At 73.3% G+C, this 19776-nt stretch carries 18 protein-coding genes and 1 riboswitch; of the genes, 5 read left to right on the top strand and 13 right to left on the bottom strand.

Annotated elements, in window-relative coordinates:
* Window positions 1-22: 22 nt before the first annotated feature.
* The 4 genes from M8C17_RS24460 to M8C17_RS24445 form a co-directional block, all read right to left on the bottom strand.
* Window positions 23-646, bottom strand: coding sequence for an ATP/GTP-binding protein (locus M8C17_RS24460; RefSeq protein ID WP_252418896.1), 624 nt, complete (start codon window positions 644-646; stop codon window positions 23-25).
* On the bottom strand, window positions 627-992 hold the full coding sequence (locus M8C17_RS24455; RefSeq protein WP_007465174.1) for a DUF742 domain-containing protein: 366 nt from the start codon (window positions 990-992) through the stop codon (window positions 627-629). Before M8C17_RS24455 ends, M8C17_RS24460 begins: the two co-directional genes overlap by 20 nt.
* 89 nt (window positions 993-1081) lie before the next feature.
* Window positions 1082-1489, bottom strand: a complete 408-nt coding sequence (locus M8C17_RS24450; RefSeq protein ID WP_007465177.1) for a roadblock/LC7 domain-containing protein — start codon at window positions 1487-1489, stop codon at window positions 1082-1084.
* Window positions 1486-4632, bottom strand: a complete 3147-nt coding sequence (locus M8C17_RS24445) for a nitrate- and nitrite sensing domain-containing protein (RefSeq protein ID WP_252418895.1) — start codon at window positions 4630-4632, stop codon at window positions 1486-1488. The genes M8C17_RS24450 and M8C17_RS24445 overlap by 4 nt, the downstream gene beginning before the upstream one ends.
* Before the next feature lie 444 nt (window positions 4633-5076).
* On the opposite strand from M8C17_RS24445, the gene M8C17_RS24440 reads away from it, so the two are divergent.
* Window positions 5077-6258 carry an ABC transporter substrate-binding protein gene (locus M8C17_RS24440; protein ID WP_252418894.1) on the top strand — a complete coding sequence of 394 codons (1182 nt, stop codon included), beginning with the start codon at window positions 5077-5079 and terminating at the stop codon, window positions 6256-6258.
* A 40-nt stretch (window positions 6259-6298) separates the two neighbouring features.
* On the opposite strand, the gene M8C17_RS24435 is transcribed toward M8C17_RS24440, so the two are convergent.
* Both M8C17_RS24435 and M8C17_RS24430 read right to left on the bottom strand, forming a co-directional pair.
* A complete protein-coding gene (locus M8C17_RS24435) occupies window positions 6299-7156 on the bottom strand; it encodes an ABC transporter permease (protein WP_252418893.1) in 858 nt (285 codons plus the stop codon).
* Between the two features lie 99 nt (window positions 7157-7255).
* Window positions 7256-8287 (bottom strand): ABC transporter substrate-binding protein, encoded by a 1032-nt coding sequence (locus M8C17_RS24430; protein ID WP_252418892.1) that lies wholly within the window; start codon window positions 8285-8287, stop codon window positions 7256-7258.
* A gap of 271 nt (window positions 8288-8558) precedes the next feature.
* Here M8C17_RS24430 and M8C17_RS24425 point away from each other — a divergent pair, with 271 nt between their 5' ends.
* From M8C17_RS24425 to M8C17_RS24410, 4 genes are all read left to right on the top strand, one after another.
* The gene (locus M8C17_RS24425) at window positions 8559-9344 is read left to right on the top strand and encodes an ABC transporter ATP-binding protein (protein WP_252418891.1); all 786 of its coding nucleotides are present in this window, start codon (window positions 8559-8561) and stop codon (window positions 9342-9344) included.
* 2 nt (window positions 9345-9346) lie between these two features.
* A complete protein-coding gene (locus tag M8C17_RS24420) occupies window positions 9347-10297 on the top strand; it encodes an LLM class F420-dependent oxidoreductase (RefSeq protein ID WP_252418953.1) in 951 nt (316 codons plus the stop codon).
* The gene (locus M8C17_RS24415) at window positions 10294-10602 is read left to right on the top strand and encodes a cupin (RefSeq protein WP_252418890.1); all 309 of its coding nucleotides are present in this window, start codon (window positions 10294-10296) and stop codon (window positions 10600-10602) included. The genes M8C17_RS24420 and M8C17_RS24415 overlap by 4 nt, the downstream gene beginning before the upstream one ends.
* Window positions 10603-10679: 77 nt before the next feature.
* On the top strand, window positions 10680-13640 hold the full coding sequence (locus tag M8C17_RS24410; RefSeq protein ID WP_252418889.1) for a hypothetical protein: 2961 nt from the start codon (window positions 10680-10682) through the stop codon (window positions 13638-13640).
* 73 nt (window positions 13641-13713) lie between these two features.
* On the opposite strand, the gene thiC is transcribed toward M8C17_RS24410, so the two are convergent.
* From thiC to thiE, 7 genes are all read right to left on the bottom strand, one after another.
* A complete protein-coding gene (thiC, locus tag M8C17_RS24405; protein ID WP_252418888.1) occupies window positions 13714-15306 on the bottom strand; it encodes a phosphomethylpyrimidine synthase ThiC in 1593 nt (530 codons plus the stop codon).
* A gap of 17 nt (window positions 15307-15323) precedes the next feature.
* Window positions 15324-16109 (bottom strand): bifunctional hydroxymethylpyrimidine kinase/phosphomethylpyrimidine kinase, encoded by a 786-nt coding sequence (gene thiD, locus M8C17_RS24400; RefSeq protein ID WP_252418887.1) that lies wholly within the window; start codon window positions 16107-16109, stop codon window positions 15324-15326.
* A complete protein-coding gene (locus M8C17_RS24395) occupies window positions 16106-16771 on the bottom strand; it encodes a thiamine phosphate synthase (protein ID WP_256483257.1) in 666 nt (221 codons plus the stop codon). The genes thiD and M8C17_RS24395 overlap by 4 nt, the downstream gene beginning before the upstream one ends.
* A 38-nt stretch (window positions 16772-16809) precedes the next feature.
* Window positions 16810-17589, bottom strand: coding sequence for a thiazole synthase (locus tag M8C17_RS24390; protein ID WP_308209585.1), 780 nt, complete (start codon window positions 17587-17589; stop codon window positions 16810-16812).
* On the bottom strand, window positions 17586-17786 hold the full coding sequence (gene thiS, locus M8C17_RS24385; RefSeq protein ID WP_252418884.1) for a sulfur carrier protein ThiS: 201 nt from the start codon (window positions 17784-17786) through the stop codon (window positions 17586-17588). The genes M8C17_RS24390 and thiS overlap by 4 nt, the downstream gene beginning before the upstream one ends.
* Complete coding sequence (thiO, locus tag M8C17_RS24380; RefSeq protein WP_256483255.1) at window positions 17777-18973, bottom strand: glycine oxidase ThiO; 1197 nt, start codon at window positions 18971-18973, stop codon at window positions 17777-17779. Before thiO ends, thiS begins: the two co-directional genes overlap by 10 nt.
* Window positions 18970-19596, bottom strand: coding sequence for a thiamine phosphate synthase (thiE, locus tag M8C17_RS24375; RefSeq protein ID WP_252418882.1), 627 nt, complete (start codon window positions 19594-19596; stop codon window positions 18970-18972). The genes thiO and thiE overlap by 4 nt, the downstream gene beginning before the upstream one ends.
* Window positions 19591-19700: riboswitch (TPP riboswitch) on the bottom strand. It overlaps the preceding gene by 6 nt.
* Window positions 19701-19776: the final 76 nt, after the last annotated feature.

Genomic DNA, 19776 nt, shown 5'->3' with positions numbered 1-19776 from the left:
GTGCACCGGCCGGCCACCCGGATCAGCCGACCGGCGTGGGGAAGCCCCGACCGTGCTCGGCCTGGAGCCGGAGCATGGCGTGCTCGACCACCGTCACGAGCACCTGCTTGACCGAGTCCCGGTGCCGGGCGTCGGTCATCACCAGCGGCACCTGCGACGAGATGGCCAGCGCCTCGCGGATCTCCTCCAGCTCGTACTCCGGAGCGCCGTCGAACCGGTTCAGCGCCACCACGTACGGCAGGTTGCGGTTCTCGAAGTAGTCCAGCGGGGCGAACGCGTCGGTGATCCGGCGGGTGTCCACCAGCACGGCCGCACCCACCGCACCCCGGATGATCTCGTCCCACATGAACCAGAACCGGGTCTGGCCGGGTGTGCCGAAGAGGTACAGGATCAGGTCCTGGGCCATGGTGATACGGCCGAAGTCCATGGCGACCGTCGTGGTCTCCTTGCCCGGCACCTTGGACGGGTCGTCGATGCCGACACCGGCCGCGGTCATCACCGCCTCGGTGGTCAGCGGTGTGATCTCGGAGATCGAACCGACCAGGGTCGTCTTGCCGACGCCGAAGCCGCCCGCGACGACGATCTTCGCCGAGACGATTCCCCGGCTCTGCCGCCCCCCAGCGGGGTCATAGCCTGCGAAGTCCACTTAGCACCCTACCAAGCAGTTCCATCCGCTCCTCGAATCCCTCGGCGGGAGCAGCAGTGTGTAACGTCAGCAGGCTCTCGGCCACCATGTCGGCGACCAACACCCGGGCGACGCCCAGCGGCATCCGGGTGTACGCGGCGATCTCCGCCAGCGACTGTGCCCGGCCTTCGCAGACCGTGGCGATGCGGTGCTTGTCATGCCCGGCGAAGCGGGACTCGGCGACCTGGGTGGGAGAAGCCGTGAGGACCGCCTCGAGGGCGATGTCCTGCCGGGGTTCGGTACGACCACGGGTGACCGCGTACGGACGCACCAGAGCGCCGCGCGGGTCAGCGCGTCGTTGGTCCATCCCCGATCACCTCCTCGTCCCCTGCGGAGCCGGTCCACACCGCCTCCCGTCCCTGGTCCGGCGCGCGAACCGCGCGCCGTGTCTAGGTGCTACGAGCGCACCGCGTCGCGGGGCAGCGGCACCAGCGCGGCGCCCACCCGTTCGACCAGCAGCGCCATCTCGTAGCCCACCTGGCCCACGTCGCAGCTACGCGCCGCGAGCACGGCCATCGACGAGCCGTCGCTGATCGACATGAGGAAGAGGTAGCCGCTGTCCATCTCGATGACGGTCTGCAACACCCCGCCCGCGCTGAACATCCGGGCCGCGCCCTCGGTCAGGCTCACCACACCCGAAGTGATCGCGGCGAGCTGGTCGGCCCGGTCCCCCGGAAGATCCCGGGAGGAGGCGAGCAGCAGCCCGTCGGCGGACACCGCCACCACGTGGGCGATACCCGCCACGCTGTCGGCGAAGTTGGTGAGCAGCCAACCCATGTCCTGCATGGCAGCTGGCCTGTTCATCGGCTCTCCTTGGTCGAGGTGCTGTTCAGGTCCGTTCCGGCCGTCCGGCCGCGCTGCACGCCGCGGTGGTAGGCCGACAACAGGCCGCGTACTTCATCGGGGGTCCGCCGGCTGCGGTCCCGGCCACCCTTCGGTTCGATGCCGCCCGGCACGAGTTGCGCCTGCGGCACCCGCTTGGGCAGCCCGGAGCGGGTCGTCCCGGCGGGGGCCGGCTCGGCGGCCCTGCTGGCCCGGGACCAGCCCTCGTCGGCCGCCGTCCGCCAGGAGTTCGTGTCCGTGGCCGGCGCGGCGGGCGTGGCCGGGGCGGCGGGTGCACTCGGGGCGGCGGGTACGGGCGGCGCCGTCCGGGCCGGCGGCGGGGTGTACGACGGCGGCGCCGTGCCCGCCCCGCTCGTGCCGAACCCGTTGGTGCTCCCGGTGCTGCCCGACGTTCCGATGCCGTCGGCGTTGGAGCTGCCCGGAGTGCGGGTGGGCAGTGGCGGTCGGGCCGGCGCCTTGGCCGGCGCGGACGCCGCGGTCTGCTGACCGCTGTTGCCCGCACGCGCGTCGGTCGGGGCGGCGCTGGCGACGGGCGGGGGCCCGTCGAACTTCGGCCGGGTGAAGATCGCGGTGGCGTCGTCGCCGTGCGACCGGAACCAGACCGCCTCCATCTCCCGGAAGATCGGCGCCTCGGCGGGGAACTCGGGCCGGGTGCTGACCGGGGCGGCCGGCACCGTCGGCGCCGGTGGAGGCGCGACCGCGCCGGGGCCGGCGACCGGCCCGACCGGCAGCACCGGTGCGTTCCGCCCGTCGGTGGCGTCCGCCGAGCCGCGCCGGGGCAGCGGGTCGATGGTCGGGTAGGCCACCGTGGGGCTGCCCGTCGAGAGACCCGAGCCGGTGCCGAACGAGGGTCGGGCGGGCGGGACCGGGGCGGGCGGAGCCGCGGCGGGCGGCACCGTCGCGTGCGTACCGGTGAATCCGCCAGCCTGCACGGCCGGGGTGGTGTCGCGCGCGTCCAGCGGGGACTGCCACTGCGCCGGGGCCGGCGCGTTGGTCCGCCACTGGTCCGGCAGCGTTGCCGCCGCGGTGGTGGCGCCGGCGAACGGCTCGGCGTGGCCGATCGGGGTGAGCGGCGTCTGCTCGACCGCCATGGGCTGGCGCGGCCGGGTGAGCACCTGCTCGCGGCCCCGGTTGGCCGGCAGCACCACGGTCGCGGCGGGCAGCGTCACCTGGGCAACGGTGCCGCCCTCGACGTTGCGGCGCAACTCCACCCGGATGCCGTACCGGGAGGCGAGCCGGCTCACCACGGCCAGACCCATCAGCCGGAACGCGGCGACGTCCACGCTCGGTGGCGCGGCCAGCCGCCGGTTGAGCGAGTCGAGCTGCTCGTCGGTGAGGCCGAGCCCACGGTCCTCGATCTGGATGAGCACGTAGTCGCGGATCCGGCGACCGTCGGCGACCACGGTGGTGTTCGGTGGCGAGAACCGGGTGGCGTTGTCGAGCAGCTCGGCGACGAGCCGCACGACGTCGTTGACGGCGTGCGCGGCGACCGAGATGTCGGTGTCGACGGTGCCGAACTCGATGCGGTTGTAGAGCTCCACCTCGGACTGGGCGGCGCGCAGCACGTCCACCACCAGCGCGTCGTCGCGACGCGGTACGGCGGAGTCGGCGCCGGCCAGGACCAGCAGGTTCTCGTCGTTGCGGCGCATCCGGGTGGCGAGGTGGTCCAGCTCGAAGAGCTGCGCCAGCCGCTTCGGGTCCTCCTCGCCGCGCTCGATCGCGTCCAGCTCGCCGATCATCCGGTCGACCAGGGTCTGGCTGCGGCGGGCCAGGTTGAGGAACATCGCCGAGACGCTGGTCCGCAGCGCGGCCTGCTCGGCGGCGACACGCACCGCCTCCCGGTGTACGACGTTGAAGGCCAACGCCACCTGGCCGACCTCGTCGCGGTTGGTGAGCTGGATCGGGTCGCGGACCTGCCGGACGATCTCCTCGACCCCGCCGTCGCCCACGCTGCCCATGTTCTGCAGCCGCTTCACGGCGTCGGGCAGGTCGTGGTTGGCCACCGAGAGCGCGCCCTCACGCAGCCGGCGCAGCGAGTGGTTGAGCGAGCGGGCCAGCACCACGGCCAGCGACACGGCGATGAGCAGGGTCAGCAGCACCAGCACCGACTCGACCACGGCCTGCCGGATGACGTTCGTGCGTGCCGCGTCGGCCTGCTCCAGCAGCCGGTTCTGCAGTTGCACCTCGGCCCAGCGCATCAGGTCGTTGACCGCACCGATGGCGGCGGTGGCGTCCTGCACGCTGACCAGCGGGCGCTGCCCGACCGAGCGGGTGATGTCGGTGGCGACCCGGTCGGCCAGGCCGACCGCGTCACCGGAGACGGTGCTGTCGACCAGGGACCGCTGCGCCGGGTCGGCGGCGAGCGAGAAGGCGAGCAGGGCCTCCTGCTGGCTGGTCAGCGTCGCCACGAAGGACGAGAACTGCTCCGAGTCGAGCTGACCGGCGGACAGCGCCGTGAAGGCGACCGCCTGCTCCTCGGCGACGGACGCCTTGGCCCGCGCGAACGCGGCGACCGCACGGCGGCTGTCGGACAGGCGCTCCTCGCCGGGCAGCTGGGCCAGCCCGTCGCCGTACGCGACCAGGTCGGTCAGGATGACGCCGTAGCGCAGCACCGCCTCGGCGACGGCCATCTGCCGGCGGTCCAGCACCTCCTGACGGGTGCCGTCCAGCGTGGCGAGGTGGTCGTCGATGGCCGCCAGCCGGTCCCGCAGCGCCGCCGGCACCTCGCCGATCCGGCCCCGCTCGGCGCGGTACTCGTCGACCCGCTGCTGCGTCTGGCGGACCCGCAGGTTGTAGGCGTCGGCCGGCTGCTGCGGCGTGGCCAGGTAGGCCGCCGCGGCTATCCGCTCGGAATGGAGGTCCTGCGTCAGCGCGCTGACGTCGATGGAGAGCGCGGTGAGCGACCGTGCCCGGGTGGCGTCGAGGGCGCCCTCGCCGACCGAGATGAGCCGGACCGTGGCCAGTGCGATCACCGCCGCCACCGGGACGACCAGGATCAGCGCCAGCTTGGACCGGATCCGGGCGTCGCGCAGTCTCGGCAACCGTCGGCGCGTACGCCCGGCACTGTCGCCGAGCGCGGGCAGGGTCGTCGGTCCGGTGCTCACGACATCGCCTCCGTCGTTTCTTCCCCGCCTGACCCGCCGAACCATGCCGAGGGCGGAGGGGACCACGCGCGGCACGGCCGCGATTTCATCAGAGAAGACACTCTTTGGGAAGCCGCAGTGGGGCAGGAAACGGTCGGACGGCGCGCATCCCGTGATCCGGTCAACTGATACCTTCATTTCCGCAAGCCCCTGAACAGGGCATGTAACTCCAGAGTGGTCGCGCGTGTATGCAAAGTGAGCTTTTGCAAACATTGCGTTACCCCAGCATGTGGGATGGCCGTCCCGAAAATGCGACCAACGTCCGCGCTTGACCACAGCGCTGGCCATTGGCAAGGTTTTGCAGGCTTCGCGCACACCGTACGGCAGAGGAGATCCCGTCCTCCACTGAGGACGGATTAGCGGCGGTGACCGGGCAGCGCCCGCGCCCGCACCTGGAGGACTGAGTTGAGCCCCATCCGCTCCGCGACCATTGCGGCGCTCGCATCGGCCGTTGTGGCCACCACGCTCACCGGCTGCCAGTTCGGCGGGGACGACAAGGACACGAGTCCGATCGTGATCGCTGCGGACCTCGAACTCTCCGGCGCCGCCGCACCGGTGGGCCGGGCATACCAGAGGGCCCTGGATCTCAAGGTCGAGCAGTTGAACTCCTCCGGAGCACTGAACGACCGGAAGATCAAGCTGAAGGTGAAGGACAACCGTTCCGACGCCGCCGAGTCACTGCGCAACATCGCCGACTTCAGCAGCGATTCCCAAGTCAGCGCCATCATCATGGGCGGCTGTAACGAATGTGCGGTCGGCGCGGTCGGCACCATCAACGAGAAGCGGATTCCCACCATTGCGCTCGCCGCTTCCGGGGCCATCGCCAGCCCGGTCGCCGAACGGCGCTACGTGTTCAAGCTGGGCCCGAACGCCGCGGACAGCGCCGCCGCGCTCACCACCGAACTGCGCCGCAAGAACGTCCGCAAGGTGGGCCTGCTCTACAGCGACGACGACTACGGCCGGGAGGGCGCGCTCGCGCTCCGCCGCGAGCTGGACAAGACCTCCATCAAGGCGGTCGGTGAGGAGTCGGTGAAGACCACCGACACCGAGGTCGGCCAGCAGGTCACGCGACTGACCAAGCTCAAGCCCGACGCCCTGGTCATCTGGACCCCGCCGGAGCAGGCGACGCTCGCCGCGAACAGCGCCCAGCAGGCCGCCTTCCGTGGGTCGCTCTTCTTCGACGCGGGCGCGGCCGGCGACCTGTTCCTCGGTGCGGCGGCCCGGGCCACCGAGCGGGCCACGCTGATCTTCACCCAGACCATGGTGATCGACGACGTCATCGCCACCACGCCGGCGAAGGCGGCCCGGCGGCAGTGGTTCCAGGACTACACCGCACGCTTCGGCGGCTACAACGGGTCCTCCTCGTTCGCCGCCGACGCGGTCCAGCTGATCGCCGACGCCGAGCTGCGCGCCGGGGGTGCGGCCGGGCAGGTCGACCGCGACGGCATCCGGGACGTGCTGGAGACGTCCCAGATGGACGGACTCTCCGGCCCTATCCGGATGACGCCGGACAACCACTCCGGGCTGATGCCACAGGCGCTCACCACGCTGGTCGCCCGTAACGGCCGCTGGCGACTGGCCGGATAGCGCGAGGGTGTGGCCCGCCGTACCCGGCGGGCCACACCGCTCAGCGGCTGGTGGTCTCCCGCACCCAGGGCAGCGCGAGCCGCTCGACCAGGACCAGCGCCGAGTAGAGCAGGATGCTCACCAGCGCCACCAGCATGATCGCCGCCCAGGCGGTGGCGGTGTCGCCGACGCCGGCGTACTGGAGGATCACGTAGCCCAGGCCGCTCTCGCCGGCCTGGAACTCACCGATCACCGCGCCGATCGCGGCCAGCGGCATGGCCACCTTGAGCCCCACGAAGATCTGCGGCAGCGCGGCCGGGAAGCGCACCTTGCGGAACGCCTGCCAACGGGAGGCGTTCCAGGAGCGCACCAACTCGGCCAGGTCGGCCGGGGTGGTGGTCAGGCCGGTCGCGGTGGACAGCACGATCGGAAAGAAACAGAGCAGGAACACCATGGTCAGGATCGGCTTCTGACCCCAGCCGAGCGCCACCACCAGCAGCGGACCCAGGGTGATCTTGGGCACCGCGTTGATGGCGACCAGCAGCGGGGTGAACATCCGCTCCACCGTGCGGGAGCTGGCCAGGGAGAGTCCGATCAGGACACCGGCCGCCGCCGACAGGGCGAAGCCGATCAGGATCTCCAACAGGGTGTCCCAGGTGTGCTCCAGCATCCGGGCAGGCTTGTCGACGAACGCGGCGAGCACGTCGCCCGGCGGTGGCAGCGCGGCCGGGTGGACCAGCTCCAGCCGGGCGATCAGCCACCACGCCGCGAGGGCGACCAGGAGGCCGGCCACGGGCAGCAGCGCCGCCCCGGTCCCCGCGCGGAGGCCGACACCCCTACCCGCCCGCCCCGCCTCGGGGCCGGCGCCCGGGGCTGCGGGCACCCCCGCCACCGGCTCCGCTGACCGGACGTCGGTCATCTTGTCCTCCTCGATATCCGACGGCCGCGAGGGCCGACGAGCGACGGGGGTACGCCCCACCGGATCGGCGGAACGTACCCCCTGGTGACGACCGGACGATCAGGCCTTCGGCGCGAGGCTGAAGTCGATGATCTGCTCGGGGGTGACGTTCTGCTTCAGCGCGCCAGCGCCCTGCAGGATCGCGATGCTCTTGGCCACCCGGCCGCTGTCCAGGGTGCCGATGGCGGTGCCGGAGTTGCCGGAACGGACGTACGCGGCCATCAGGTCCAGCTCGGCGGCGGCCGCGACCGGGTTGGTGGCGTCGACGTTCTTCTTCAGGATGTCGGCGGCCTCCTTGGAGTTCGCCAGGCTGTACTCCAGGCCCTTGAGCAGCGCGGCGGTGAACCGCTTCACCATCTCGGGCTTCTCCTTGGCGATCTTCGCCGAGGTGATGAGCACGTTGCCGTAGAGGTCCTGCATCACGTTGCTGTACGGCAGCATGACGGCCTTCTTCTTGGCCACCGCCTCGATGGTCGGCTGACCCACGACGAACTGGCCGATGCCGTCCACCGAACCCGAAGCCAGCGTGCCGATGAGCGCCTGCGCCTCACCGTTGACCCAGGTCACCTTGCTGGCGTCCACACCGGCGAGCCGGGCGTACGTCGGGAAGAGGTTGCGGACCACGGACCCGGGGGTGTCGGCGAGCTTCTTGCCCTCCAGGTCCTTCGGGGAGGCGATGTTCTTGCCCTCGACGGTGGCGATGCCGGCCATGGTGCGCTGCTGGATCGCGGCCACCGCGATGAAGTCCTTCGCCTGGCCGTTGCCGAGCTGGAGAAGACCACCGGTGAGGTCGATCGGCCCGAAGTCGGCCTGGCCACCGACGACGGTCTGGATCACGCCGCCGGTGCCCTGGCCGGCCTTGATCTCGACGTCGAAGCCGGCCTCCTTGAAGAAGCCCTTCTCCTTCGCCACCCAGGCGTAGGAGTCACGGCCGAAGTTGCCGAAGGAGGTGAGGTAGGTCACCTTCTCCAACGCCCCGCCGTTGCCGCCCTTGGCGTCGTCGGCCGAGTCCGACCCGCTGCTGCAGGCGGAGACGAGGGCGAGGGCGGTGGCCAGCGCGGCCGTAGCGACCGTACGGGTCAGCCTTCTCATCAGTGCACCATGTCCTTTCCGACCGGGGCCGCTGGCCACCGGAGGGGGTTGTCGTGGCGGGACCGGAGGGAGGGGTGGAAGCCGGGCACCGCCGTCGTGAGGGGACTCTTCGCGGGCACAGCGTACGAGAAACCCACCTTTGCGACGCCAGGCGTATCGGGTTGCGGAACGGATACAACCTGACGACCGACCCCGGACGGTGCGTTACGCAGACGAGCCGGCTAGCCTTTGCCGGATTCCTGACCGTCCACTCAGCGGAGGTCCGCCCGAGATGATCCGACTGTCCGGGGTGTCCCGTACCTTCGAAGGCCGGTCCGGCCGGGTGGAGGCGCTGCGGGGCATCGACCTCGACGTCGCCGAGGGTGAGTTCGTCGCCGTGCTCGGGCGCTCGGGCTGCGGCAAGTCCACCCTGCTGCGGCTGATCGCCGGGCTCCTCCCGCTGAGTGCCGGCGAGATCACCGTGGCCGGTACGCCGATCACCCGGCCCCGCCGGGACATCGCCATGCTGTTCCAGAAGCCGGCGCTGCTGCCCTGGCGCACCGTGCTGGACAACGTCCTGCTCCCGGTGGAGATCTTCGGCTGGAGCCGCGCCAAGCACCGCGAACGGGCCCGGCAACTGCTCGACGTGGCCGGGCTGGCCGGCTTCGAGAAGCGGCTGCCGCACGAGCTGTCCGGCGGCATGCAGCAGCGGGTGTCGCTGTGCCGGTCGCTCATCGGCGAGCCCCGGGTGATGCTGATGGACGAGCCGTTCTCCGCGCTCGACGCGCTCACCCGTGAGGAACTCTCCGGCGAACTCCAGCGGGTGCACATGGAGAACAAGCCGACCATCGTCTTCGTCACCCACTCGATCGACGAGGCCGTGCTGCTCGCCGACCGGGTGGTCGTGCTGAGCCCCCGCCCCGGTCGGATCCGCAAGGTCGTCGAGGTGACCATCCCCCGGCCCCGCACTCTGGGCCGCAACGCCCACCTCGCCGACGTCGCCCAGGTCAGCGCCGACCTGCACGAGCTGTTGATGGAACGCGACCAGCCGGCCGCGGCCGCCGCGGAAGGACGATGACCATGCGGGTGTCGGTCTTCACCGAGCCACACCGGGGCGCCAGCTACGACGACCAGCTCCGGTTCGCCCGGCTCGTCGAGGCCGGCGGCTTCGAGGGGTTCCTCCGCGCCGACCACTACCAGTCGATGGGCGCCGACCCCGGCCTGCCCGGCCCCACGGACGCCTGGCTGACCCTCGCCGCGCTGGCCCGCGAGACCGAACGGATCCGGCTCGGCACCCTGGTGACGTCGGCCACCTTCCGTCTGCCCGGTCCGCTGGCGGTGATGGTCGCGCAGGTCGACCAGATGAGCGGCGGCCGGGTCGAACTGGGCATCGGCGCCGGCTGGTACGAGCGCGAGCACACCTCGTACGGCATCCCGTTCCCGGCCGTGGCCGAGCGCTTCGACCGGCTGGCCGAGCAGCTTGAGGTCATCACCGGGCTGTGGCGGACCCCGCCGGGCGAGACGTACAGCTACACCGGCGACCACTACCGGCTGGTGGACGCCCCGGCCCTGCCCAAGCCCGTGCAGGTGCCCGGACCGCCGATCATCGTGGGCGGGCGCGGGCCCAAGCGCACTCCGGAACTGGCCGCCCGGTACGCCGACGAGTTCAACATGCCGTTCAAGTCGGTGGAGCAGACCGCCGGGGCGTACGACCGGGTGCGCGAGGCGTGCGACCGCACCGGCCGGGCCGAGTCCGGGCGCGCTCCCCTGGTGCTCTCCGCCGGGATCGTGGTGGCCATCGGCCGGACCGACTCGGAGGCACAGCGGCGGGCCGCACCACTGCACGAGAAGAGCGCGCTGCCGCCGGAGGACCCGGTGGTCGGCTCGCCCGCGCAGCTCGTGCAGCGGATCGGCGAGTTCGCCGCGGTCGGCGCCACCCGGGTCCACCTGCGCCTGATCGACTTCGCTGACCTCGACCACCTTGAGCTGATCGCCGCCGAGGTGCTCCCGCAACTGGACGGAGAACGATGAGCGACGTGACCGACGGGATCGAACTCGGCCCGGTGGGCCAGGAGATCGTGTACGAGAACGACCGGGTCAGGGTCTGGCACATCCGGCTCGAACCGGGCGAGCGCCAGCCGCTGCACCGGCACGACCACCCCTATCTGGTGGTGGCGATCGAGGGCGCGAAGAACGTCGTACAGACGGTCGACGGCACCCGGATCGACGCCGACGAACCCACCGGCGGAGTGGTCTACCGGGACCCCGGAGCCGTACACATGCTGACCAATGTCGGGGACACGACTTACCTGGCTCGGCTGGTCGAACTCAAGTAGACCCGCCGACGGCGGGCCGCCACGCCGCGCGGCGCGCCGGTGGCGATCCGGTGTACCAGGTGCGTAACGTGCCGGACATGGCCTTTCGGACCTGGGGCAGACTGCTGCTCACGGCGCTCGGGGTGAGCGTGCTGGCCGGAGCCGGCCAGCTCGGCGTCGCGTACGGATTCGGCATCATCCGGCTCACCGGCGCCTTCACCGGTACGACCGTCAACCAGTGGCCGGCCCAGCTCGTCTGGGTGGGCTGGTTCGCCGCGAACGCCGCGGTGGCCGGCGCCGTCCTGACCGGACGCCTGGCCCGCCGGGACGGGCTGCCGGCCAGCACCGGACGGCAGTTGGCCGTCGGCGCCGCCGCCGCGCTCGGCGCCACCGTCGTCGCCCCGCTCTGCATGCAGCCAGCCCGGGCCGCCGAGTTGATCTCAATCGACCCGGTCTGGGCGGTCGGCATCTGCGCGGTGCTCGGCGCGCTGATCGGGGCCGGCGCGGCCATCGCCGTCCTGCTCCGACCCGAGCTGGGCTGGAACGTGGCGGCCATGGCCGGCATCGTGTGGGTGCTGGCGCTGGTCTCCGTCCTGCCGTCGCTCGGCACCACCGGCCCGCTGCCCACGGTGCGGCTCGGCGTGCTCGAACCGACCTGGCTCGACGACGGCGCGGCACAGCGGCTGGCGTTGCTCCTGCTGCCCATCGGGGCGCTGCTCGCCGGTGCGGCGACCGCCGGGCTGGCCCGCTGGCGGGGCCAGGTGCCGCTGATCAGCGGGGCCACCGGGGTCGCCGGCCCGGTGCTGGTGGCGTTCGCCTATCTGACCGCCGGCCCCGGCGACGCGGTCGACCGCTACCAGACCACCCCCTACTACGGCGCGCTGATCGCCGTCCTCGCCGGCGCGCTCGGCGCGGCCGCCGCCGCGCTGCTGCGCTGGCCGGTGCGTGCCCGCGCCACCGACGCGCAGCCGATCGAGCCCACCGACATCCTGCGCCCGCTGCCCGCCGGCCCAGTCCTGCCCGGCACCGAGTCGGTGGGCTCGGCGGACTCCGCCGAGCCGACCGCCGCCGCCGAGCCCACCGCCGCCACCGCGAAGCCGACCGCCGCAGCCGTGGAGCCCGCCGGGATCGGGCGCGCCCCGAGCGACGGCGACACGACCACCACCGTCCGCACCGTCCCGGCCCACTGGGACTGGCCGGCGACCACGGCGAGCGGCCAGCACGGCCCGAGCCCCGCCGACCCGACCGCCACCGAGGACGTCGCCGTTTCCCGACCGGCCGAGGGCCGGTCACCGCGCCGCACCGGTGGTCACACCCCGACCGCCCCCGCCGCCTGGCTGACCGAGCCGACCGGCGAGTTCACCGCCGCACGACACGGGACGAGCCCGAGCCGCGACGACGAGACGATTGCTTCCCCCGTCGTCGAGCCCGAGCCGACCGTTCCTGCCAGCCGCCCGGATGTCGCACCGACCGGCACCGAGTCGGCCCCGACCACCAGCGACGCCACCCTCCCGAGCGAGCCGACCCCGGTGTCGACCCCCGCCACGGCGACGCGCACCAGGGCCGACGGCCCGACGCGCAACGATGACGACGCAGCCAGCACCGCGGCGACGGCCACGAACGGCTCGGCCCAGCCAACCAGCACGGCCACGACCAGCACGGCCACGACCAGCACGGCCACGACCAGCGCCGCCACGGCCGGCGCGGCTGCAAGCGACACGGGCACGAGCGGCACGGCCCAGCCGACCAGCGCGGACCTGGCCGACACGGGGACGGCGAGCACGGGCACCACCAGCGCGGCCACGAGCGACGCGGGCGCGACCGCCACGCCGGCGCCCAAGCCGCGTCGCACCCGCAAGCCGAAGTCCACCCCGTCGGCCACGACCCCGGACGTCGCCGGCGGCACGAAGCCGACCGACCCGGAAGCTGCCGCTGACCCCGCTACGAAACCCGCCGCCAGCAAAGCGGGGAGGACGAGCGGCGACGCCCGGTCCGGCAAGGCGGGTGGCGTTTCCCGGCCCGGCAAGGAGACCCCCGATTCGGCATCCGGTCGGGGCACCCGGCCCACTCCGGTCGCCGGCACCGACCCCGCCGCCACCTCGGAGCCGCCCGCCACGGCCGAGCCGACGGCGACCTCGACGCCTGCAGGCGCGGCCACCGATGCCGCCAACACGACCGACACCGAGCGCTCCGACACCGGGCGTGGTCCCGTGGAGCCGCTGTTCCGGGCGGCGACCGCCAGCAAGCCGGAGAAGGACCGGTGGACGCCGGCCGCGCCGGCCTGGCCGGTCACCCCGGCGTGGACGGCTCCGGCCCAGACGAGTGACGCCGGGTCGACGGCCCCGGACGCCACGACCGGGCCGGAGGAGCCGACCGAGCGGACGCCCCGGCCCCGGCACCGGGCGCCGCTGCCCGACCTGAGCCGTGCCAGCAGCTGGGACGCCTTCAGGACCGCCCGCCCCGTCGGCTCGGCGGACCCGCAGGACAGCTCGCCGGCCGTCCCCCCGACGGCCTCGGCGGGCTCGGCCGCGGCCGTCGAGGACGCGGCCCCCGCCGACTCGTCGAGCCCGACGGCACCGGCGGGTCCCGCCACTCCAGCCGGCCGTCGCAGCGCGTCGGACCGGGCAGCCGCCCGGTGGCGACGCGCCACCGGCATGCCGGACCGGGCAGCCGAGGCTTCCGACCCCGGCACCCCCACGGGACCGGCCACCCCGACGTCGGCGTCTCCGGTGGCGCCGGAGCAGATCGGCCCGTCCGAGGCCGCCAGGGGCACCGGCGACGCGCCGAGCACCGATGCCGGACCGGCCGCGCCGACGCCCCCGGGCGACGCCGACCAGCCGGCGCGGCGAGGACGGCTCGGCGGACTGTTCCGCCGCAACCGGTCCCGCGCCGAGGAGGAGAGCGCGACGCCGTCGGACACGCCGGAGCCGCTGCCCGCGCAGGACGAGGAATTCGTCGACTGGGTCGCCGGCCTCGGCAAGCCGGTGGCGGACAACGAGCCTGAGCAGGAGAACGGCCGCCGCTCGCTGCGCTCCACCGGTCGCCACCACCGCGACTGACGCGTCCACCGACCGCCGCACCGGTTTGCCGGCCCGCCGCCTGTTCCAGCGGGCCGGCACACCGGGTGGGTGGTCAGGCCAGCGGCAGGTAGACCCGTCCGCCACCGGAGACGAACTCCTCCGACTTGTCCTTCATGCCGCGGGCCGCGTACTCCTTGAGCTCCTGGGTGATCTTCATGGAGCAGAACTTCGGGCCGCACATCGAGCAGAAGTGCGCCGTCTTCGCCGGCTCGGCGGGCAGCGTCGCGTCGTGGTACGAGCGCGCGGTCTCCGGGTCCAGCGACAGGTTGAACTGGTCCTCCCAGCGGAACTCGAACCGCGCCTTCGACAGCGCGTCATCCCAGTCCTGCGCGCCGGGGTGCCCCTTGGCCAGGTCCGCCGCGTGCGCCGCGATCTTGTACGCGATCACCCCCGCCTTCACGTCGTCCCGGTCCGGCAGGCCCAGGTGCTCCTTCGGGGTGACGTAGCAGAGCATGGCGGTGCCGAACATGCCGATCATCGCGGCGCCGATGGCCGAGGTGATGTGGTCGTACGCGGGCGCGATGTCGGTGGTCAGCGGGCCGAGCGTGTAGAACGGCGCCTCGTGGCACCACTCCTGCTGCAGATCCACGTTCTCCTTGATCTTGTGCATGGGCACGTGCCCCGGACCCTCGATCATCACCTGCACGTCGTGCTCCCAGGCGACCGTGGTCAGCTCGCCGAGAGTACGCAGCTCGGCGAACTGTGCCTCGTCGTTGGCGTCGGCGATCGAGCCGGGCCGCAGCCCGTCACCGAGGGAGAAGGTCACGTCGTAGCGGGCCAGGATCTCGCACAGCTCGGCGAAGTTCGTGTAGAGGAAGTTCTCCTCGTGGTGCGCCAGGCACCACGCCGCCATGATGGAGCCGCCTCGGGACACGATGCCGGTCACCCGGTCCACCGCCAGCGGCACGTACGGCAGCAGCACCCCGGCGTGCACCGTCATGTAGTCCACGCCCTGCTCGGCCTGCTCGACCACGGTGTCCCGGAACACCTCCCAGCTGAGCTTCACCGGGTCGCCGCCGACCTTCTCGAGGGCCTGGTAGATCGGCACCGTCCCGATGGGCACCGGCGAGTTCCGCACGATCGCCTCACGGGTCTCGTGGATGCGCTTGCCCGTCGACAGGTCCATGACGGTGTCCGCGCCCCAGCGGGTGGCCCAGGTCAGCTTCTCCACCTCCTCGGCGACCGACGAGCTGACCGCCGAGGTACCGATGTTGGCGTTCACCTTGACCAGGAACGCCTTGCCGATGATGGCCGGCTCACACTCGGGGTGGTTCACGTTGAGTGGCAGCACCGCCCGACCGGCGGCGATCTCCGACCGGACGAGCTCCGGGTCGACGTTCTCCCTGATCGCCACGAACTCCATCTCCGGCGTCACCACACCGGCCCGCGCGTACGCGAGCTGGGTCGGGCGACGCCCGGCAGCTCCGGCCAGCGGCGTGCCAGCGCCCCGCACCGGCGCGACGTCACCCCGCTCGGCGATCCACGGCCCGCGCAGCGGCGGCAGCCCCACCTCCGGGTCGGAGCCGGGACCGGACGTGTCGTAGAGCCGCACCGGCGGAAGGTCTCCGGTCAGCTCCACCTCCGCGAACGGCACCCGGACATCCGGCCGTGAACCCTCGACGTACACCTTGCCTCGTGCCTGCATGACAGCCTCCCTGGTGATCAAGCGGACCAGCCGAAGTGATCCAGCGGCCCGCGGCCCTCGCCCAGCTCCCAACCCCGCGCGCCGGTCAGCGCACGGAGCACGTACTCCTTGGCGGCCCCGACCGCCGCCGGCACCTCGTCGCCCAGCGCGAGCCGCACGGCGATCGCCGCCGAGAACGAGCACCCGGTGCCGTGGGTGTGCCGGGTGTCCACGCGAGGGGCGCGCAGCAGGGTGGTGACGCCGCCGCCGTGCAGGACGTCGACCGCCTCTCCCCCGTCCAGGTCACCGCCGGTGACGACCACGTGCTCCGGGCCGCCGGCCGCGAGGGCCTCGGCGGCCACGACCATCGCGGCCACGTCGTCCACCGGGCGTCCGGTGATGGCCGCGGCCTCCGCACAGTTCGGTGTCGCCACCCTGGCGTGCGGGAGCAGCCGCTCGACCGCACCGACCACGCCGAGCCGGTGACCGCTGGTGGCGACCAGCACCGGGTCGACGACGAGCTGGGGCAGCCGGCCCTCCCGGGCGGCCTCGGCCACCGCGTCGGCGACGGCGGGGGTGCCGAGCATCCCCGTCTTGACCGCGCGGACCGTGAAGTCGGCGAGCACGCTGTCCAACTGATCGGTGACCGTGCGCGGGGGCAGTGGCAGGACGGCGTCCACGCCCCGGGTGTTCTGCGCGGTGACGGCGGTGAGGACGCTGGTGCCGTACGCGCCGAGCGCCGCGAACACCTTGAGGTCGGCCTGGATGCCCGCGCCGCCGCCGGAGTCTGAGCCGGCGATGGTGAGCACTGTGCGCGGTGTCATCTTGCCTCTTTGGTTGCGGTTGAGGGCTGCGTCGTGGGGACCTCCGCGCCTCGGCGCCTGGTTTTCGTCATCGGGGTGACCGCCTCTTTGAAGGCTCCGGTCAGGGTGGCGGCTGCTTCGGTGGGGTCTTCGGCTCGCATGATTGCGCCGAGTACCGCCACTCCGACGGCTCCTGCCTGTACGCAGGCGGTGACCTGGTCCGGGGTTTCGATGCCGCCGAGCGCGAGGATGGGCACGCCGCTGGCCTCGATCAGCTTGTGCAGTCCGTCGGGTCCGAGGGGTGGGCCGTAGCCGGGCTTCGTTCTGGTCGGATAGACGGGAGAGAGGGTGGCGTAGTGCTCGGTGGTGAGTCGGTGCAGCTCGGCTTCGTTGTGGCAGGAGCGGCCGACCAGTGGATGGGTCGGTGGCGGGTACGGGCCGGCGGCCGGGAGGTGGACGGCGTCGCCGTCGAGCGGGTCGGGGCCGGCCACGATCAGGGTTCCGCCGACCTCGGTGAGGATCGCGCGCAGGCCGGCCGCGAGGGCGGAGCGCTCGGCGCGGGGCAGGTCCTTCTCCCGCAGCACCACCCAGCGCACTCCCCCGGCCACAGCCCTCGCCACGACCCGATCAAGCGGCCCTTTCGTCAGCAGCCGATCCGTCAGCACGGCGACGCCCGACGGCAGGGTCCGGGAACGACGGGCCGGCGGCGCAGGGGTCGGGGTCACAGGTCGGGTCTTCCCTCGTCAGGGGTGGAGGGGAGGGCGTGGAAGCGGCGGGCGATGCGGCCGGCGCCGGCGGCCAGGCGGCCGGCCTCGACGGCGTACCGCATGGCGGTCGCCATCGCCACCGGGTCGGCGGCCCGGGTGACCGCGCTGGCCAGCAGCACCGCGTCGCAGCCCAACTCCATGGCCAGGGCCGCGTCCGAGGCGGTGCCGATGCCGGCGTCGAGGATCACCGGCACGTCCACGGCCTGCCGGATCAGTCGAATGTGGTGCGGGTTGCCGATGCCGAGCCCCGAGCCGATCGGCGCGCCGGCCGGCATCACGGCGGCACAACCCACGTCGGCCAGCCGGCGCGCCAGCACGGGGTCGTCGCTGGTGTACGGCAGCACGGTGAAACCGTCGGCGACCAGCTCCTCGGCGGCGCGGAGCAGTTCCACCCCGTCGGGCAGCAGCGTCCGCTCGTCGCCGATCACCTCCAGCTTGATCCAGTCGGTGTCGAACGCGTCCCTGGCGAGCCGGGCCACCTTCACCGCCTCGGTGGCGGTGTGGCAGCCGGCGGTGTTCGGCAGCAGGCGTACCCCGCACCGGTCCAGCAGTTCCAGCAGCCCGCCCGCGGACCCGGGGGCGGTGTCGACGCGGCGCAGCGCCAGAGTGACCAGTTCGGTGCCCGACGCGCGGATCGCCTGCTCCAGCACGTGCAGGTTCGCGGCGCCGCCGGTGCCGAGGATCAGCCGCGAGGTGAACGTCGCCCCACCCAGCTCGAACGGCATCGCGCTCACCCGCCCTGCGCGGCGGTGAGCACCTCGACACGGTCACCGTCGCGCAGCATCGTGGCCGGCCAGCCCGCCCGGGGCACCACCTCGCCGTTGACCGCGACCGCCACCCCGCGCTGCTCGGGGGTGATGTCGCGGACCAGGTCGGCCACCGAAGCGCCACCCGGGACGTCGCGCCCGGCCCCGTTCACCGTCAGCTCCACCGGTCCTCCTCCATCGTCGAATCAGGCCTGTCGGCCCCGGCCGGCGCACCGGAACCGGCCGCGCCGACGGAAGCCGGGGCGTCGCTGTCGAATCGGTCGGGCCGGAAGGGCGCGAGCAGCGGATCGGGCACGCCGGTGGTCACCAGGCCGGCGATCAGGTCGGCGGTGACCGGGGTGAGCACGATGCCGTGCCGGTGGTGTCCGGTGGCAGCCAGCACGTCCGGCCGGCCGGGCAGCGGCCCGAGGATGGGCGCGTTGTCCGGGGTGCCCGGGCGCAGCCCGGCGACCGCCTCGACCAGGTCGTACTCCGCCAGCTCGGGGAGCAGGTCGACGCCCGCGCGGAGCAGCCGCTGCACGGCACCGGCGGTGACGGTGGTGTCCGACCGTTCCTCGACCGTCGCGCCGAGCACCACCTCCCCGTCGGCGCGGGGCACCAGGTAGACGGGCTCGCCGTCGGCGTACCCCCGGATCACGTGCCGGAAGCCCGGCGCGACGCCGCCGGGCGCGCGCAGCCGGAGGATCTGGCCCTTCACGGGCCGCACGGGCAGGCCGGTGAGGGCGGCGGCGCCGCAGCCGGCGGCGACCACGGTGACCCGGGCATCCACCTCGGAGAGGTGCCGGACGGGTTGCGGCACGAGCACCGCGCCGGCCCGCCGGGCGGCCGTGCGCAGCGCCGGCACCAGCAACCGGGGGTCGACCTGGTGGTCGGTGGGCGCGAGCGCGCCACCGCGCACCCGGGGCGCGAGCGCCGGCTCGTGGTCGCGCAGCTCGGTGGGGCGCAGCGGCGTCACCGGCAGGCCCAACTCCTGCTGGTACGCCCAGAGCCGCCGCGCCTCGGCCAGGTCGTCGCCGGTGAGCCCCACCATCAGGGTGCCGTCGGTCCGGTAGCCGAGCTCGGCGCCGGTGGCCTCGGTCAGCTCGGCGGCGAACGTCGGCCACAGCGCTGCGGACGCCAGCAGCAACGCGGTGAGCTGCCGTTCACCGAAGTACGCCTCGGCGACCGGGGAGAGCATGCCGGCCGCAACGGCCGACGCCCCGGAGCCGGAGGCTGGATCGTGCACGACCACCCGCAGCCCTCGGGCGGCGCACCGCCAGGCGACCGCCAGGCCGATCGGCCCCGCCCCCACCACCGCCACGTCCGGCCGGGCCCGGTCGTCCGATGACGTCGACGGGGACCGGCCGGTCAGCACGTCAGCGCCCGGAGCAGCTCGGTGGTGGCCCGGGCCGGGTCGGCGGCAGCGGAGACCGCGCCGACGACCGCCACCCCGTACGCCCCGGCGTCCCGCAGCGCGGCCACCCGGGCGGCGGTCACCCCGCCGATCGCGATGACGGGCACGTCGACGGCGCCGGTGACCGCGCGTACCCCTGCCGGACCGATCGGGTCGGGCAGCCCGGACTTGGTGTCGGTGGCGTGGCACGGCCCGACGCCCAGGTAGCTGGCTCCGGCGGTGACCGCCTCGATCGCCGTCTCCGGCGCGCGGGCGGTGGCTCCCAGCACGCCGGTGGGGCCGAGCACCCGGCGGGCGGCGGCGACCGGCAGGTCGTCGGCCCCGACGTGCCCGCCGGCGGCGCCCACTGCCAACGCCACGTGCAGCCGATCGTTGACCAGGCAGTTCGCCCCGTACGGCGCGCAGAGCGCCAGCACCCGGCGGGCCAGGTCGTACGCCTCGCGGTCGGTGGCGGAGTCCTCGACGCGGACCTGCACCACCAGGTCGGCGCCGGCTGCCGTGAGGGCGGCCCGGACCACGGTGAGCGGATCCCGCCCGGGTCGGGTGTCGGTGATCAGATGCAGTCGCCCAAGGGACGGCACGGCAACTCTCCTCCCTGCGCCGGCATTACCCGGATCAGGTTCGACGGTCGGGGGCTGTCAGCCCCCCTCTCAGCCCGGTACACCGGGCTCCCGTGGGTTACTTGCGTGTCACCGTACGACAGTTCCGCCGGTCTGCCAAGGCTGGGGTGGGCGGGACCGACGGGCCTCGATCCCGACGCG

Source organism: Micromonospora sp. RHAY321 (assembly GCF_023896955.1).
GTDB lineage: Bacteria > Actinomycetota > Actinomycetes > Mycobacteriales > Micromonosporaceae > Micromonospora.
The sequence above is the reverse complement of the archived record's forward strand: the minus strand, read 5'-3'. Positions and strand labels throughout refer to the sequence as shown.

What these genes read in the sequence shown, in the direction of transcription:
- M8C17_RS24455 (WP_007465174.1), bottom strand. Translation starts at nt 992, where the DNA reads ATGGACCAACGACGCGCTGACCCGCGCGGCGCTCTGGTGCGTCCGTAC.
- M8C17_RS24450 (WP_007465177.1), bottom strand. Translation starts at nt 1,489, where the DNA reads ATGAACAGGCCAGCTGCCATGCAGGACATGGGTTGGCTGCTCACCAAC.
- M8C17_RS24435 (WP_252418893.1), bottom strand. Translation starts at nt 7,156, where the DNA reads ATGACCGACGTCCGGTCAGCGGAGCCGGTGGCGGGGGTGCCCGCAGCC.
- M8C17_RS24430 (WP_252418892.1), bottom strand. Translation starts at nt 8,287, where the DNA reads ATGAGAAGGCTGACCCGTACGGTCGCTACGGCCGCGCTGGCCACCGCC.
- M8C17_RS24425 (WP_252418891.1), top strand. Translation starts at nt 8,559, where the DNA reads ATGATCCGACTGTCCGGGGTGTCCCGTACCTTCGAAGGCCGGTCCGGC.
- M8C17_RS24420 (WP_252418953.1), top strand. Translation starts at nt 9,347, where the DNA reads ATGCGGGTGTCGGTCTTCACCGAGCCACACCGGGGCGCCAGCTACGAC.
- M8C17_RS24415 (WP_252418890.1), top strand. Translation starts at nt 10,294, where the DNA reads ATGAGCGACGTGACCGACGGGATCGAACTCGGCCCGGTGGGCCAGGAG.
- M8C17_RS24410 (WP_252418889.1), top strand. Translation starts at nt 10,680, where the DNA reads ATGGCCTTTCGGACCTGGGGCAGACTGCTGCTCACGGCGCTCGGGGTG.
- thiC (WP_252418888.1), bottom strand. Translation starts at nt 15,306, where the DNA reads ATGCAGGCACGAGGCAAGGTGTACGTCGAGGGTTCACGGCCGGATGTC.
- thiD (WP_252418887.1), bottom strand. Translation starts at nt 16,109, where the DNA reads ATGACACCGCGCACAGTGCTCACCATCGCCGGCTCAGACTCCGGCGGC.